Here is a 15,436-nt window from a genome sequence, read left to right on the forward strand (position 1 = left end):
TATTTTCTAGTGCCGGGGCCTACTCGTTCTTCGCCATTCCCTTCAACCGGTAGACGAGTTCCAACGCCTCTTTCGGCGTGAGTTCGTCCGGGTTGAGCGCCTTCAGTTCCTGCTCCACAGCGCTTTCCCGCGCCACCGCTTCGGGCTTCGCGCTCGCCGAAAAGAGCGGCAGGTCGTCGATCAGCCTTGCCGTCTTCGTGCCTTCGCTGCCCTTTTCCAGCGCAGCGAGGACGGCTTGTGCACGGGCGATGACAGGCGGCGGGAGGCCTGCAAGTTTCGCAACCTGGATGCCGTAGGAACGGTCGGCAGCACCCGGCCCCACTTCATGCAGGAAGACGACATCGCCCTTCCATTCCTTCACCTTCATCGTCGCATTCGCGAGAGAGCCAAGCTTTCCGGCAAGCACGGTGAGCTCGTGGTAATGCGTGGCGAAAAGCGCGCGTGAGCAATTCACCGCATGGAGATGCTCGACTGCCGCCCATGCAATCGACAGCCCGTCAAAGGTCGCGGTGCCGCGGCCGATCTCGTCCAGAATGACAAGCGAGCGCGGCCCTGCCTGATTGAGAATGGCAGCCGTCTCCACCATCTCGACCATGAAGGTGGAGCGGCCGCGCGCGAGATCGTCGGCCGCACCGACGCGCGAGAAGAGACGGTCCACCACACCGATATGCGCCTCGTCAGCGGGCACGAAAGCACCCATCTGCGCCATGATGGCAATGAGCGCGTTCTGGCGCAGGAAGGTCGACTTGCCCGCCATGTTGGGGCCTGTGAGAAGCCAGAGGCGCTTCCCGTTTGGCGCGTCGCTGCGGGACGATGCTCCTTGCGACGCGCTGCTATCGGCACTCAGGTCGCAATCGTTCGGCACGAATTGTTCGCCCGCGCGGGCAAGCGCGGCCTCGACCACCGGATGACGCCCTGCCTTCACCGCAAAGGCAAGGCTCTCATCGACGCGGGGGCGGACATGACGGCGTTCGGCGGCAAGTTCGGCGAGCGCCGCCGTCGCATCGAGCGCGGCAAGAGCTTCTGCGGCGCGCGAAAGCAGCGCAGCCTCGGCCACCGTCGCCACGGCGAGCTCATCGAAGAGCGCGAGTTCGATTTCGAGCGCGCGCCCTGCTGCCTCCGCGATGCGGCTTGCAAGTGAGGCAAGTTCCGGCGTCGTGAAGCGCATCGCATTCGCCATCGTCTGGCGATGGATATAGGCGGCAGAAAATGGCTCCTTCGTCAGCTTCTCGCCATGGCGCGGCGGCACTTCGATGTAATAGCCGAGCACATTGTTGTGGCGCACTTTCAGCGCGGCGATATCGGTCTCGGCAGCATACTTCGCCTGCAGCCCGGCGATGAGCTTGCGCGCGTCGTCGCGCAGCGCGCGTGTCTCGTCGAGTTCGGCTGATGCGCCTTTTGCGATGAAGCCGCCATCGCGGGCGAGAAGCGGCAATTCATCGGCAAGCATGGCGGCGAGGCGCGTCCTGAGCGCAGAAGCAACACCGGAAAGTGCCGCGCAATCGCTAGCGATCAATTCCGGCAGAGGCAGGATCGCGGGCGGTGCCGCCTCAAGACGCGCGGCAAGACCATGCGCGGCGGCGAGGCCGTCTCTCACGGCCGCAAGATCGCGCGGACCGCCGCGCCCGAGAGAGAGGCGCGAGAGCGCACGGGCGATATCGGGCGCGGATTTCAACGCCGCGCGGCAATCGCGGCGCATGTCGCGCGCCTCGAAAAACCACTCAACCGCATCGAGGCGGCGGTTGATAGCGGCGGGATCGGTGAGGGGTGCGGCCAGACGGCTCGCCAGCTCGCGCGCGCCCGCGCCTGTGACCGTCCGGTCCATCGTGGCAAGAAGCGAGCCCGCGCCTTCGCCCTGCAGCGTCTTCACAAGTTCGAGGTTTGCGCGGGTCGCCGCGTCGATCGCCATCGTATCGCTCGCGGCGGTGCGGCGCGGCGGCATGAGCGCCGGCATGCGGCCGACCTGCGTCAGCTCCACATAGTCAAGCAGCGCACCCATCGCACCGAGTTCGGGCCGGGTGAAACTGCCGAACGCATCGAGCGCCGAGACGCCGAGATGGGATTTCAGCCGGCGTTCGGCGGCGCCGGATTCGAAGCGGATCGAGGGAAGCGCCGTCAGCCGCGCGCCGGACTGGGCAAGACTTTCCATACCGGCAAGCGTTTCGGGCACCAGCAATTCGCCGGGCGAAAGCCGGGCAAGCTCCGCGCCGAGCGAAGCGGCGGGCAGGCTCGTCACCGCGAAGTCGCCCGTCGATACATCGGCCCAGGCAAGGCCGAGCGCATCTTCGGCCCCCAGTTTCGCAAGCGCGGCCAGATAATTATGGGCGCGGGCATCGAGCAGGGTTTCTTCCGTGAGTGTGCCGGGCGTGACAAGCCGCTGAACGGCGCGGGCGACGACCGATTTCGAGCCGCGCTTCTTTGCCTCTGCCGGATCTTCCACCTGCTCGCAGACGGCGACCTTGAAACCCTTGCGGATCAACCGCTCCAAATAGGTGTCATGGGAATGGACGGGGACGCCGCACATGGGGATGTCCTCGCCCAGATGCTTGCCGCGCTTCGTCAGCGCAATATCGAGGGCTTCCGCAGCGGCAACCGCGTCATCGAAGAAAAGCTCGTAGAAATCGCCCATCCGGTAGAAAAGCAGGGCATCCGGCCAGCCTGCCTTGATCTCCAGATATTGCGCCATCATTGGAGTGGCCTCCGCCGGGACGATGGCGGCGGCGGGCGCATTTTCACGGTGGAAGGAAGCGGCGCGTTCTGACATGGGGCCGGAGAGTATCAGAACCGGAGAACACGAAAAGCAGCATCGCCGCGGCCCAGCCCCGCCGGAAGAGGGGCGGCAGGAGCCAAAAGCGGGGCATACTCACGCAAAATCAACGGAGTTCGCTTGTTATTGGCGGGTCGCCAGCCTAAAAAGCGGGCTCCGATACCGGGGTTTCATGCCCTGCCCGCTTGCCGAACACGCCGGACCAGACAAATGAGCAAAAAGCGCCGCCAGTTTACCGACGAGGAAGCGCTCCTCTTCCATTCCCAGGGCAAGCCCGGGAAGCTCGAAATCAATGCCACGAAGCCGATGGCGACGCAGCACGACCTGTCGCTCGCCTATAGTCCCGGCGTCGCGGTGCCGGTGCGCGCCATCGCAGAAAATCCTGACGCGGCCTATGAATATACGACCAAGGGCAATCTCGTCGCGGTGATCTCCAACGGCACGGCGATCCTTGGCCTCGGCGATCTCGGCGCGCTCGCCTCGAAGCCCGTGATGGAAGGCAAGGCCGTTCTCTTCAAGCGTTTCGCCGATGTCGATTCCATCGATCTCGAAATCGATACCAAGGATGTCGACGCCTTCATCAATTCGGTGCGCTATCTGGGCCCTTCCTTCGGCGGCATCAACCTGGAAGATATTTCCGCGCCGGACTGTTTCGTGATCGAGAGCCGGTTGCGCGAGCTGATGGACATCCCGGTCTTTCATGACGACCAGCACGGTACGGCGATCATTACGGCGGCCGGTCTCATCAACGCGCTCTACCTCACCAATCGCGACATCAAGGACATCAAGGTCGTCGTGAACGGGGCGGGGTCGGCGGGCATCGCCTGCCTCGAACTCATCAAGGCGATGGGGCTGCCGCATGACAATGCAATCCTCTGCGACACCAAGGGCGTCATCTACAAGGGCCGCACCGAAGGCATGAACCAGTGGAAGTCGGCCCATGCCGTGACCACGGATGCGCGCTCGCTGGAAGACGCGATGCAGGGTGCCGATGTGTTCCTCGGCCTGTCCGCCAAGGGCGCGATCAACCAGAAGATGGTGGCGTCGATGGCGCCGCAGCCGATCATCTTCGCAATGGCCAATCCCGATCCCGAGATCACGCCGGAAGAAGTATTGCAGGTGCGCGACGACGCCATCATGGCGACGGGCCGCAGCGACTATGCAAACCAGGTGAACAACGTCCTCGGCTTTCCCTATATCTTCCGCGGTGCGCTCGATGTGCGCGCAAGTGCGATCAACGAGGAAATGAAGATTGCCTGCGCAGAAGCGCTGGCGAAGCTCGCCCGCGAGGACGTACCGGATGAAGTCGCCGCAGCCTATCAGGGCGAGCGCCCGCGCTTTGGCCCGCAATATATCATTCCCGTGCCGTTCGATCCGCGTCTGATCCGCGAAATCCCGCCCGCCGTCGCGAAGGCGGCGATGGATACGGGCGTTGCGCGTGCGCCGATCGTCGACATGGAGGCCTACAAGAACAGGCTGCAGGCACGCTTGAATCCGACCGCCGGCACGCTGCAGGTCATCATGGACAAGGTGCGCCGCGACCCGAAGCGCGTCGTCTTTGCCGAGGGCGAGGAAGAGCGCGTGATCCGCGCGGCCATCGCCTTCCGCGATGCCGGGCTCGGCCATCCCATTCTCGTCGGCCGCGAGGAGCAGATCCGCGCGACGATGCGTGAGATCGGTCTCGATGCGAGCGCGGGGCTCGACATCCGCAATGCGCGCGTGTCCGAGAAGGTGCCGGAATATACCGACTTCCTTTACGAGAAGCAGCAGCGCAACGGCTATCTCTACCGCGACTGCCACCGCCTCGTGAGCAACGACCGCAACATCTTCTCCGCCGTGATGCTGGAACGCGGCGATGCGGATGCGATGGTGACGGGCGTGACGCGCACCTATTCGGTCGCGCTGGAAGAAGTGCGCCGCGTGATCGACGCTGTCGACCACAAGCGGCCCATCGGTGTGACGCTGGTGGTGGCGGGCGGGCGCACCGTTCTTGTTGCCGACACGAACGTCCATGAAATGCCGACGCCGGAAGAGCTTGCCGATATCGCAACGCAGGCAGCCGAAGTCGCGCGCCGCCTCGGCTATGAGCCGCGCGTCGCCATGCTCGCCAATTCGAGCTTCGGCACGCATATCCATGAGCGTCCCTCCACCGTGCGCGATGCGGTGCGCATTCTCGACCAGCGCAAAGTCGATTTCGAATATGAAGGCGAGATGGCGGCCGATGTCGCGCTCAACCGCGAGACGATGGCGCTTTATCCCTTCTGCCGGTTGAGCGATACGGCGAATGTGCTGGTGATGCCCGCGATCCACGCCGCCTCGATCTCGACGAAGCTGCTCCGCGTACTTGGCGGCTCGACGCTGATCGGCCCGCTTCTCGTCGGCCTGAAGCGGCCGGTGCAGATCGTGCCGATGACGGCGACGGTTTCCGACCTCGTCAACATGGCGGCGCTGGCGGCTTACAATCTCTACCGGTGAGGCCGGCGGTTACACCCGCTTGCCGGGCGTACCGTATTTTGCGCCGAACTTGGTGAGATAGCGATCGGATATCTGCGCAACGGGGAAAAGGATCAGCACGTCCGTCGTGCCGAACTGCCAGTCGATCACGGCGCCCTCGCCGATATAGCAGCCAGCGCGGAGATAGCCCTTGATCATGGGCGGCAGCATGCGCAGCGCCTCGCGCTGGTCGAGCTTGTCTGCCTCGATGCGGTTCATCTCGACATAGAGGTCGGGCAGAGCGCGGACCTTCCAGCCGTCGGGCGCGGCATGATGGTGATGCAGCCATGAAAGGGCCGGCGCGAGCATTTCCGGATCGGTGCCCTCGAAGCTTGCACAGCCGAACATCACGTCGAGCTTGTGCGCCGTCACATAATGCATGATGCCGTGCCAGAGGAGTTCCACCGTCGGCTTGGTGCGATAAGGCGGCAGCACGCAGGAGCGGCCAAGCTCGAGAAACTTGAGATCGGCATGGCGCGCGAGAAGCGGTCCGATGTCGTATTCGCTCGCGGTGTAGAAGCCGCCATGACGTTCCGCGACATCCTGCCGGAGCAGGCGGTAGCAGCCGACCACGGCTTCCGGCGGCAGGTCGCCATCCGCGCCCTCGCCTTCCGGCACCAGATCGTGATCGACGACGAGCAGGTGATCGCAAATCTCGTCGAAGCGGTCGGCATCGCGCCTGCTTTCGCGCGTCAGCTCATCCGCCTTGGCCGACATTTCCTCGTAGAAGACGCGGTAGCGCACGGCCTGGGCGGCATCGATCTCGCGGGCCGAGCGGGCAAGGCGCACCTCGAGGGCGCCCTTGCGCCCATAGCTCACCGGCTGCGCAGCACTGGCGGCAAGCGCGGCCGCGCCCTGATCCGTTTCTCTCGATGTCATTACGCCGGAACCTGAACCCAAATCCGCGTCATTCCCCACGCGACCGAAACCCCGCGCGGGCAAGTCTCTTGCCGCGCCATCGCCCCAGACCGCAATTGCCTCATTCCCGGCAAGGCGTTGCACGGCCATGTCGCATATCCTTTCATCATCGCCGCCCGCTGCCAAGCACAGCCGAGAGGGCGCGAATGGGTCCAGATTGCTTTTGGCAGACCGAGGCGACAATTTCATGTCGCCTGCAACGCCTTGAAAGTAAAGATCTATTTTTCACGTTTGGACGGCTGGCGCCGGCCGGGGCTGGAACGCCATGACGATGAGAATCAGCACGATCGCCGGCAGGCCCATGATCGCCGTCGTAGCGAAGAAGGGGATGTAGCCTGCCGTCTGCGCGGTGAGGTGCCCCGCCATTTCCATGAAGGGCCGGGTGAAGGCTTCCGAGGCGGAAAATCCGTCAACCATGACACCCGACTGCCCGCCGATCAGCTTGCCGGGCAGGGCAAAGGCGGAGCTGAACAGCGCATATTGGGTGGCCGCGAAATTGTGGTTCACGAGGCTCGACATATAGGCGATGAGGCAGGTGCCCGCGAAGCCGCCCGAGAAATTCTCCACCGAGATGGTGACGGTGAGGGCGGCGGCGTCCGCGCCCCGGAAGACCAGCCAGACAAAGACGAGATTGGTGCCGGCCGCCGCAACGGCGCCGAGCAGCAGCGCGCGCAGCACGCCGATCTTCGCCGTCACGATACCACCGACCAATGCGCCCGCGATCGTCATCCAGATGCCGTAGAACTTCACGATGGTGGCGATGGTCGAAAGCTCGAAACCGAGATCGATGTAGAGCGGGTTCGCCATGACGCCCATGACGAAGTCGGGGACCCGGTAAAGCCCGATCAGCGCGAGCAGCACCAGGGACCACCAGCCATAGCGGCCGAAAAAATCGACGAAGGGCGCGACGATGGCGCGGTAGACCCAGCCGGTGACGCGCGCCATGCGGCCATCGGCATGCATGCGATGGACGAAGCGCTCCACCGTTTCCTCGCCGATGGCGGGGGCCTCGGCCTCCGCGACACGGGGCGCGAGAAGGGCGGCACCAAGGCCGACACCCATGAGGAGCGCCATTGTGAAATAGGCCGCCGACCAGGACACGCCCTCGGCAATGAAGAGCGCGCCCGCGCCGGACGCAATCAGTGCCACGCGATAGCCGAGCTGATAGGTCGCTGCCATCGCACCCTGTTTTTCATCGGGCGCGGCTTCGATGCGCCAGGCATCGACGGCGATATCCTGCGTCGCCGAGGCGAAGGCGAGGATGAGCGCGAAGATGACGACCGGCATGAGCGATTGCGCCGGGTCCTGAAGCGAAAGTCCGAGCAGTGCCGTGGCGGCGACAAGCTGCGCCAGCACCATCCAGGCGCGGCGCTTGCCGAGCAACCGGTCGAGCAGCGGCAGGCGGATATGGTCGATCACCGGCGCCCAGAGAAACTTGATTGTATAGGCAAGGCCGACATAGGACATGAGGCCGATATCGGTGCGCGAGACGCCTGCCTCGCGCAGCCATGCCGAGAGCGTCGAGAAGACGAGAAGGAAGGGCAGCCCCGCCGCAAAGCCAAGCAGCAGCATGATGATGGTGCGGTATTCGAGATAGACCGCAAGGCTCGACGCCCAGCCGCGGGCGCGCGTCATGGCAGACATGGAAAGCTTCTCCCCTGGACCCCGAATCGGGTGAGACCACTCTAGATCAGTTTGGCTTCTCGCCGAATCTCTCCGCTAATGGCCGCCGCGGATTTTTTCAGGCGTCTTCGGCCCGTGAGGGGAGCGGCGGCAGGCCCAGCGCGACAGGGCTTGCGAAAGATCCTCGGCGGCGACGGGCTTCGACAGATAATCGTCCATCGCCGCATCAAGACAGGCCTGACGGTCATCTGCCATGGCATTCGCGGTGAGCGCGATAATGGGGATCGCGGCATGATGCGTTTCCAGCACGCGGATGCGCGCCGTCGCCTCGAAACCATCCATGCCGGGCATGTGAAGATCCATCAGCACGAGATCGATTTCGCCCGCGGCATCCGCTTCCAGCGCGGCGACGGCTTCCGAGCCATTGCGGGCAAGGCGCACTTCGTGGCCGGTATGCTCGAGCAGCGTGCGCGTGAGAAGCGCGTTGATCTCGTTGTCCTCGGCGACGAGGACGGTGAGCTGCGAGAGGGCTGCAGGTGCTACGGGCGGCAGCGGCGGCGCTTCCACTTCGGCCGCGTCGTCATAATCGCCGGTCGCGGGCGCGCTCACACCGGGCATCCAGCTTCGCACACGCAGTGCCGTCATGCGCGCGACAAGCGATGCAGCGCGGACGGGGCGAACGAGATAGCCGTCGAAGGGGGCGGCGGCACCTTGCGTCAGTTCGGGCAGGCGATCTCGTTCCTGCGGGCGGAGGAGAAGCAGCGTTCCGATGTTCGGTACGATGGAGCGCGCCAGCGCGGCAAGTTCCGCACCGTTGCCTTCGGGGCCCGTCAACGGGCAAATGAAAATGTCGGCAGGTGAGGCGCGGAGCGCCGCGGCCAGCGCCTCGCGCGTGGCGACAAGCTGTGTGGCCGCGCCTGCGCTTTCGGCGGCACGCGCGAGCGCGCGACCGAGAAGCGGATGACCGCTCAGAATGACGGCCGAAAGGCCGGCAAGCGCGGCAGGTGCGGACGCATCGCTTTCGCCCGGCGCGCGGTGCAGCGGCAGGTGGACGCGGAAGATCGAGCCCTTGCCCTCCTCGCTTTCGACCTCGATGCGACCGTCCATGGCGGCGACGAGACGCTTCGTGATTGCAAGGCCGAGGCCCGTTCCCTCATAGCGCCGCGCATGGGACTGATCGGCCTGCGCGAATTCATCGAAGATATGTTCGCGCGCATGGCTGTCCATGCCGATGCCCGTGTCTTCGACCTCGAGCACAAGTCCGGCGCGGCTGTGGTTCCCTCCTGCCGCGACGCGGAGGAGGCGCAACGCGACTCCGCCCTCGCCTGTGAACTTGATCGCATTGCCTGCGAGATTGAGAAGGATCTGGCGGATGCGCGCCTCGTCGCCGACAATACGGCGCGGCACGGAGGGCGAGATTTCGGTGACGATTTCAAGGCTCCTGTCGAAGGCGCGGGGCGCGAGCAACTCGGCAACGCTTTCGAGCACACTGCGCGGATCGAATGGTGCCTCGTCCAGCACGACCTTTCCTGCCTCGATCTTCGAATAGTCGAGAATGTCGTTGATGATGTTGAGGAGCGCCTCGCCGGATGCGCGCACCGCTTCTGCATAGGAACGTTGCGCCGGATCGAGCTTCGTGCCGAGCAGGAGCTTTGCCATGCCGATGACGCCGTTCATCGGTGTACGGATTTCATGGCTCATGGTTGCGAGGAAAAGCGATTTTGCGCGGCTCGCATCCTTCGCCTGCTGCAAGGCTTCGGCGACGCGTTCTTCGGCTTCCTTGCGGTCGGTCACGTCGCGGCCGACGGCCTGAAACTCGATCAGGCGGCCATCTTCGTCGCGGATCGCGAATTCCTCCCAGGCGATCCAGCGGGCGCCGCGCGAAGTGATTGCGCGCTCGTCATAGCGGATGCGGTAGGGCGGCGTGGCGAGCCCCGCGAAACTTGCCAGCATGCGCGGGCGCTGGCCTTCGGGCAACTCCGGCACGAAGGGGCGGCCGATCACTTCGGTTCGCGTGCGGCCGAACGTGTCGCAGAAGACGTCATTCACATAGGTGAGGCGGCCTTCGAGGTCTTTCCGCAGGATGAGATCGCCCTGTGCGCGGACGAGATCGCGGTAGCGGGTTTCGCGTTCGGCGATCTCCCATTTCTCGTCGCGCAGCGTCTCGATGCGGGCTTCGAGATCGGCGATCTGCGAGAGGTGGCGCTTCGCGCGCGCCGAGGCGCGGCGCCACGCCTCAAGCGCCGGCAGAAGAACAGCCGCGAGGATGAGCAGAAAGAGAGGCGTCTGTTCGATGGGGAACAGGGGCATGAAGGGCCGATCCCGATACGCGGAACGAGGGAATGAGCCGGTAATTTGCCCCTGCCATGCTTGAGAAAGCGCTAAGGCTTATGGTTAGCGAAAGGTTAAGCCGCCGCGCCGAGGCGGCCCGCCACGGTTTCGCGATAGGCCAGGGCTTCCGCAACATGGAGGCGGCGGACGCCGTCCGAGCCTTCGAGGTCGGCGAGTGTGCGCGCGACACGGAGCACGCGGTGATAACCGCGCGCGGTGAGGCCCATGCGCTCCGACGCCTCGACGAGAAGGCGGCGGCCCTGATCGTCGGGCGTCGCGACACGGTCGAGCAATTCGCCTTCCACATGGGCGTTCAGCAGCATGGAGCCGGGCCCGGCGAGTGCTGCAAAGCGCACCTGCTGTATCTCGCGCGCGGCGGCGACGCGGGCTGCGACCTCCGCCGAGCCTTCGGCGGGCGGCGGCAGGGCGAGATCGGCATGGGCAACAGGCGGCACCTCGATATGGATGTCGATGCGGTCGATCATCGGCCCCGAGAGCTTCGCCTGATAATCCATCACGCAGCGCGGCACGCGCGGGCAGGCGCGCGCGGCATCGCCTGCATGGCCGCAGCGGCAGGGGTTCATCGCGGCAACAAGCTGGAACCGGGCGGGGAAGGTGACGTGTGCATTGGCACGGGCGACGACGGCCTCGCCGGTTTCGAGGGGCTGGCGAAGACTGTCCAGCACCTGACGCGGGAACTCCGGCAGTTCATCGAGGAAGAGCACGCCGCGATGCGCGAGTGAAACTTCGCCGGGCTTCACGCGCAAGCCCCCGCCGACGAGAGCGGGCATCGAGGCCGAGTGATGCGGCGCGCGATAGGGGCGGCGGCGGGAAACGCCGGTGCGGTGGAGCTCGCCCGCGAGCGAGGCGACCATCGACGTCTCCAGCATTTCGCGCGGGCTGAGCGGCGGCAGAATGCCGGGAAGCCGAGCGGCAAGCATGGACTTGCCGGAGCCGGGGGGGCCCACCATCAGCATGTTGTGGCCACCGGCGGCGGCGACTTCGAGGGCGCGTTTCGCGCTTTCCTGCCCCTTGATGTCGCGCAGATCCGGCATCGGCCCGGCCTCCACCGCCTTCAGGGGCGCGGGCTCGGAGATCACCTGCGTGCCGCGAAAATGATTGACCAGCGCAATGATGGAACGCGGCGCAAGAACGCCGCCCGGATTGTCCTCGCCCATGCCGGCCCAGGCGGCTTCCGGCCCGCAATCCATCGGGCAGATGAGGCCCTTGCCGCGGGCATTGGCGGCAATGGCGGCGGGCAGCGCGCCCGCGACCGGGTTGATCGCGCCATCAAGCGACAATTCGCCGATCACGACATAGCGCTCAAGCTCCTGCGGCGGCAGCACGCCCATCGCAACGAGAAGACCGAGCGCAATCGGCAGGTCGTAATGGCTGCCTTCCTTGGGGAGATCGGCAGGCGCGAGATTGACCGTGATGCGCTTGGCGGGGAGCCCCAGGCCAATCGCCTGCAGCGCGGCGCGGACCCGCTCGCGGCTTTCGGCCACCGCCTTGTCGCCGAGGCCGACAACCGCAAAGCCGATGACGCCGCCCGCCATATGGACCTGAACGTCGACCGGCCGCGCCTCGACGCCCTGAAAGGCTACCGTCTCGACATGCGCGACCATTGATGAGCCCCCTGCCCCCGTGATTACGGGAAAAGGCTAGCCGAAACGGGAATTAGGTCAAGAACAATATGAGAACAAATGTTCCCGGAACCGGCGGGCAGCACGGGCGTTGTTTCAGCGGGTGCCGGGAAGACCCTTGGAAGGACAACACAATGAACACTCTGACGCTCGCCGCGCTTTTCGCGGGCAGTGTGCTGCTCGCCGCCTGCGGCAACAGCGACAGTATCGGACCCTCTCAAAAGGCGCCGGGTCCGATGGGTTCGACCTCGACGCCCTCGACCGCCGACCTGCCGTCGAAAAACTCACAGTCTCTGCCGATCGACCGGCCGGAATAGGGCGGCGGAATGCGCCTCAGCGCACCCGCCCCTTTTCCGCCGCCTCCATGACGCGCAAGAGATTGCCGCCCCAGAGCTTCACGATGTCCTCTTCCGAATAGCCGCGGCGCACAAGCTCGGCGGTGACATTCGCGGTTTCGCCGGCATGGGACCAGCCCCCGATGCCGCCACCGCCCTGGAAGTCGGACGAGATGCCGACATGGTCTATGCCGACAAGCTTCACCGCATGGTCGATATGGTCCACTAGCGTCGCGACGCTGGCGCGCGGCCATTCGGCATCGAGGGCGGCGACACCTTCGAGGAATCTCCGCTTCGTTTCCGCGTCGGCCGAGAAGATCGCATCAAGGCTCGTGAAGCCGAGCGACTGGGCAAGCTCGCGCCGCGCCGTGACCTTTTCCTCCGGCACGTCATGAAGATAGGCATCGAAGGCGACGATCTGCGCCACGCCGCCCTTTGCGGCGAGCGCCTTCAATTCCTCGTCCGAAAGATTGCGCGGGTGATCGTGCAGCGCGGCGGCGGATGAATGAGACGCGATGACGGGAACGCGCGAGGCCTCGATCGCAGCGAGCGTTGCCGCGCGCGAGGCATGCGAGACATCGACCATCATGCCAAGATCGTTTGCACGGGCAATCGTCTCGCGGCCGAGATCGGAAAGGCCGCCATGTTCGCCGCCTTCGTCGTTCGGCGCATCGCCGAGCCGCTCCTGCGGCAAGGCGCTGTCGGCGAGGTCATTGTGGCCATTATGAACGAGGCCGAGATAGCGCGCGCCGAGCTCGTAGTAGAAGTCGAGAAGGGCGGGATGCTTCGCCAGCGAATAGCCGTTCTCGATGCCGATCAGCGCGATGAGCTTGCCCTCGTCATGCAGGCGGCGGACATCCTCTGCCGTCAGCGCGAGGCCTATCTCATCCTTATACTGAATATCGGTCACGCGGCGGATCGCGGCGAATTTCCGCAAGGCCTCGGAAGCGGCTTCGGCATAACCCACCGCGTTGCGCCCGGTTTGGCCGACATAGACGATGAAGAAGGCGGCATCCATGCCGCCGTCGCGCATGCGCGGAAAATCGACCTGGATGGGCCATTCACCACGAAGTCCCGGATCGTAGGGCGCGCTGCCGAAGAAACCCGGAATATCGACATGGGTGTCGATCACGATGGCCTTGCGATGGATGCGCTCGACTACTTCCGCGAGCGTCGGCTCGGGCGGGGCGGGCATGAAAGCGGGGCGCAGCGTCCAGAGCGCGGCAAGAAAGAGCAGCACCCCCGCCACGACAATGCCCCATCTCAGCCTGTTCATCCGCATGCCGCCTCCCTTGCCCGCGCCACTCCGCTTTTTTCGAATCGTAGCCGCAAAAGACGCGGCTGCAAATCGCCGCGGCGGAACACCGCGAATGGACAGGCCGCGCGCGCCGCCCTATTGTCCGCGCGTCCGGGCAGGATCAAGGGCGAACGGGGAAGCAGACGTGGGGGATATGATCTTTCAGGCGATTGCGCGGCGTTTTCCGACCGAGCGGATCGGCGCGAGCAAGGTTCTTGCCGGGCTCTGGCGCGTGATCTTCTACCTCTTCCGGCCGTCGCGCCCCTTCATCATGCGGCTGCCCCACTACAGCGCCTATGTGCATCCGAAAAAGGGAACGCTGACCCGCGTCATCCTCAGGCGCGGCTATTGGGAGCCGGCGGAGACGGAATTCTTCGTGCGTCACCTGAAACCGGGCGGCTTTGTCGTCGATGCGGGCGCGAATTTCGGTCACTACGCGCTGGTCGCGTCCGGCATCGTGGGGGAGACGGGCCTTGTCGTCGCCTTCGAGCCGTTCCCGCGAAACTACGATCTGCTGAAGGCCAATGCGGAGTTGCAACCGGTCAAGAATATCGTCGCCGAGCAGGCGGGGCTTGCGGCGGCAAGCGGCACGCTCGATCTCATCACGGATGAGGAAAATCCCGGCGGGCACAGTTTCAACCCGAACCTGATCTGGAAGGCCGGGGCGAAAGTCACGGTGCCCGTTTACGCGCTTGACGACTATATCCGCGAGAAGGGGATTTAGCGCCCGCTCGACATTCTGAAAAGCGATACGCAGGGCTATGAGTGGCGGCTTATCAGCGGTGCGCGCGAGACCATCCTGAAAGACCGGCCCATCGTGCTTTGCGAAGTGGCCCCGCATGCGCTGGCCGAAATCGGCGATTCATTCGAAACGCTTCTCGATTTCTTCGAAGACGCCGGCTACGGCATGTATCTCGTAGAACGGGCCGTGGAGAAAATCCGTTCAATCGGCTACAGGGAGCTGCGCGAGCGCTTCGAAAAATCGACCAGTGAATTCGAAGATGTGATCTTCCTGCCGGAAGGCGTTTCCTTCTAGCGCCGCGCCTCGATCGCATCCCAGACAAGGCCCGCAAGATTGGCATTGTCGAAGCGGTCGATTTCCTGAATGCCGGTGGGCGACGTCACATTGATTTCGGTGAGGTAGTCGCCGATCACGTCGATACCGACAAAGATGAGCCCGCGCGCCTTGAGTTCCGGGCCTATCATTTCGCAGATTTCGCTTTCGCGCTTCGTCAGCGACCACTTCTCGGGGCGGCCGCCGACATGCATGTTGGAACGCGCCTCGCCTTCCGCCGGCACACGGTTGATCGCACCGACCGGCCTGCCGTCCACCAGAATGATGCGCTTGTCGCCCTGGCGGACCTCGGGCAGATATTTCTGCACGATGACAGGCTCGCGGTTCATCTGGCCGAACATTTCAAGCAGCGAGTTCAAATTCTCATCGCCCTCGCGGATGCGGAAGACGCCCATGCCGCCATTGCCGAAAAGCGGCTTCACGATGATGTCGCCGAACTCCTTGCGGAAGGCGCGTATCTCCTGCGGGTCGCGGCTGATGAGCGTCGGCGGCAAGAGGCCCTTGAAGCGGACGGCGAAAAGTTTTTCCGGCGCGTTGCGTACTTCCGCCGGGTCGTTCACGACGAGCGTTTTTGGATGCGCGGTTTCGAGAATATGCGTCGCCGTGATGTAGCTCATGTCGAAGGGCGGGTCCTGCCGCATCAGCACCACATCGACCTCTTCGAGATGCACCTTCTCGCGGCTGCCAAGCGTCGAGTGATTGCCGACCTCGCGCCTGAGCGTCAGTTCGCGCATCTGCGCATAGGCGCGGCCGTCACGCATCGAAAGGTCCAGCGGCTCGTAATAGAAGAGCTTGTGGCCGCGTGCCTGTGCCTCCAGCCCGAGCGCGAAGGTCGAATCCGCATTTATGTTGATGCTGTGGATCGGGTCCATCTGGATGGCGACGGATAGGCTCATTTTGTTCTTCTCGCGGTCGCTGCGCCGCCCCTCGCGGCGCGGCCTGATATCGGTTCGG

Annotated in this window: 9 protein-coding genes and 1 pseudogene; 3 read left to right on the top strand and 7 right to left on the bottom strand. The window is 64.7% G+C overall.

All coding sequences use genetic code 11. The annotated features are described in order from the left end of the window. Window positions 1-19: 19 nt before the first annotated feature. Complete coding sequence (gene mutS, locus ACK4FH_RS04265; RefSeq protein ID WP_409811361.1) at window positions 20-2,764, bottom strand: DNA mismatch repair protein MutS; 2,745 nt, start codon at window positions 2,762-2,764, stop codon at window positions 20-22. 213 nt (window positions 2,765-2,977) lie between these two features. Between mutS and ACK4FH_RS04270 the strand changes: the two genes are divergently transcribed. Beyond that, window positions 2,978-5,242, top strand: coding sequence for an NADP-dependent malic enzyme (locus ACK4FH_RS04270; protein ID WP_409811362.1), 2,265 nt, complete (start codon window positions 2,978-2,980; stop codon window positions 5,240-5,242). 9 nt (window positions 5,243-5,251) lie between these two features. Here the strand turns inward: ACK4FH_RS04270 and ACK4FH_RS04275 are convergent, their stop codons facing one another. The 4 genes from ACK4FH_RS04275 to ACK4FH_RS04290 form a co-directional block, all read right to left on the bottom strand. Then, window positions 5,252-6,139 carry a GNAT family N-acetyltransferase gene (locus tag ACK4FH_RS04275; protein WP_409811363.1) on the bottom strand — a complete coding sequence of 296 codons (888 nt, stop codon included), beginning with the start codon at window positions 6,137-6,139 and terminating at the stop codon, window positions 5,252-5,254. Between the two features lie 264 nt (window positions 6,140-6,403). Beyond that, window positions 6,404-7,822 carry an AmpG family muropeptide MFS transporter gene (locus ACK4FH_RS04280; RefSeq protein ID WP_409811364.1) on the bottom strand — a complete coding sequence of 473 codons (1,419 nt, stop codon included), beginning with the start codon at window positions 7,820-7,822 and terminating at the stop codon, window positions 6,404-6,406. A gap of 75 nt (window positions 7,823-7,897) precedes the next feature. Beyond that, window positions 7,898-10,111 carry a response regulator gene (locus ACK4FH_RS04285; RefSeq protein ID WP_409811365.1) on the bottom strand — a complete coding sequence of 738 codons (2,214 nt, stop codon included), beginning with the start codon at window positions 10,109-10,111 and terminating at the stop codon, window positions 7,898-7,900. Window positions 10,112-10,206: 95 nt separating this feature from the next. Further along, window positions 10,207-11,757, bottom strand: a complete 1,551-nt coding sequence (locus tag ACK4FH_RS04290; protein ID WP_409811366.1) for a YifB family Mg chelatase-like AAA ATPase — start codon at window positions 11,755-11,757, stop codon at window positions 10,207-10,209. Between the two features lie 152 nt (window positions 11,758-11,909). On the opposite strand from ACK4FH_RS04290, the gene ACK4FH_RS04295 reads away from it, so the two are divergent. Continuing rightward, window positions 11,910-12,092 carry a hypothetical protein gene (locus ACK4FH_RS04295; RefSeq protein ID WP_409811367.1) on the top strand — a complete coding sequence of 61 codons (183 nt, stop codon included), beginning with the start codon at window positions 11,910-11,912 and terminating at the stop codon, window positions 12,090-12,092. Between the two features lie 16 nt (window positions 12,093-12,108). Here the strand turns inward: ACK4FH_RS04295 and ACK4FH_RS04300 are convergent, their stop codons facing one another. After that, window positions 12,109-13,386 (bottom strand): dipeptidase, encoded by a 1,278-nt coding sequence (locus tag ACK4FH_RS04300; protein WP_409811368.1) that lies wholly within the window; start codon window positions 13,384-13,386, stop codon window positions 12,109-12,111. A 292-nt stretch (window positions 13,387-13,678) separates the two neighbouring features. Between ACK4FH_RS04300 and ACK4FH_RS04305 the strand changes: the two are divergent. Then, window positions 13,679-14,443, top strand: a pseudogene (locus ACK4FH_RS04305) (FkbM family methyltransferase). Here ACK4FH_RS04305 and gshB read toward each other — a convergent pair. Then, the gene (gene gshB / locus ACK4FH_RS04310; RefSeq protein WP_409811369.1) at window positions 14,440-15,378 is read right to left on the bottom strand and encodes a glutathione synthase; all 939 of its coding nucleotides are present in this window, start codon (window positions 15,376-15,378) and stop codon (window positions 14,440-14,442) included. The pseudogene ACK4FH_RS04305 and the gene gshB sit on opposite strands and share 4 nt — an antisense overlap. Between the last annotated feature and the right edge of the window lie 58 nt (window positions 15,379-15,436).

The sequence above is a fragment of the Parvibaculum sp. genome (genome assembly GCF_046297875.1).
GTDB lineage: Bacteria > Pseudomonadota > Alphaproteobacteria > Parvibaculales > Parvibaculaceae > Parvibaculum.

What these genes read in the sequence shown, in the direction of transcription:
- ACK4FH_RS04285 (WP_409811365.1), bottom strand. Translation starts at nt 10,111, where the DNA reads ATGCCCCTGTTCCCCATCGAACAGACGCCTCTCTTTCTGCTCATCCTC.
- ACK4FH_RS04280 (WP_409811364.1), bottom strand. Translation starts at nt 7,822, where the DNA reads ATGTCTGCCATGACGCGCGCCCGCGGCTGGGCGTCGAGCCTTGCGGTC.
- ACK4FH_RS04275 (WP_409811363.1), bottom strand. Translation starts at nt 6,139, where the DNA reads ATGACATCGAGAGAAACGGATCAGGGCGCGGCCGCGCTTGCCGCCAGT.
- gshB (WP_409811369.1), bottom strand. Translation starts at nt 15,378, where the DNA reads ATGAGCCTATCCGTCGCCATCCAGATGGACCCGATCCACAGCATCAAC.
- ACK4FH_RS04270 (WP_409811362.1), top strand. Translation starts at nt 2,978, where the DNA reads ATGAGCAAAAAGCGCCGCCAGTTTACCGACGAGGAAGCGCTCCTCTTC.
- ACK4FH_RS04290 (WP_409811366.1), bottom strand. Translation starts at nt 11,757, where the DNA reads ATGGTCGCGCATGTCGAGACGGTAGCCTTTCAGGGCGTCGAGGCGCGG.
- ACK4FH_RS04300 (WP_409811368.1), bottom strand. Translation starts at nt 13,386, where the DNA reads ATGAACAGGCTGAGATGGGGCATTGTCGTGGCGGGGGTGCTGCTCTTT.
- ACK4FH_RS04295 (WP_409811367.1), top strand. Translation starts at nt 11,910, where the DNA reads ATGAACACTCTGACGCTCGCCGCGCTTTTCGCGGGCAGTGTGCTGCTC.
- mutS (WP_409811361.1), bottom strand. Translation starts at nt 2,764, where the DNA reads ATGTCAGAACGCGCCGCTTCCTTCCACCGTGAAAATGCGCCCGCCGCC.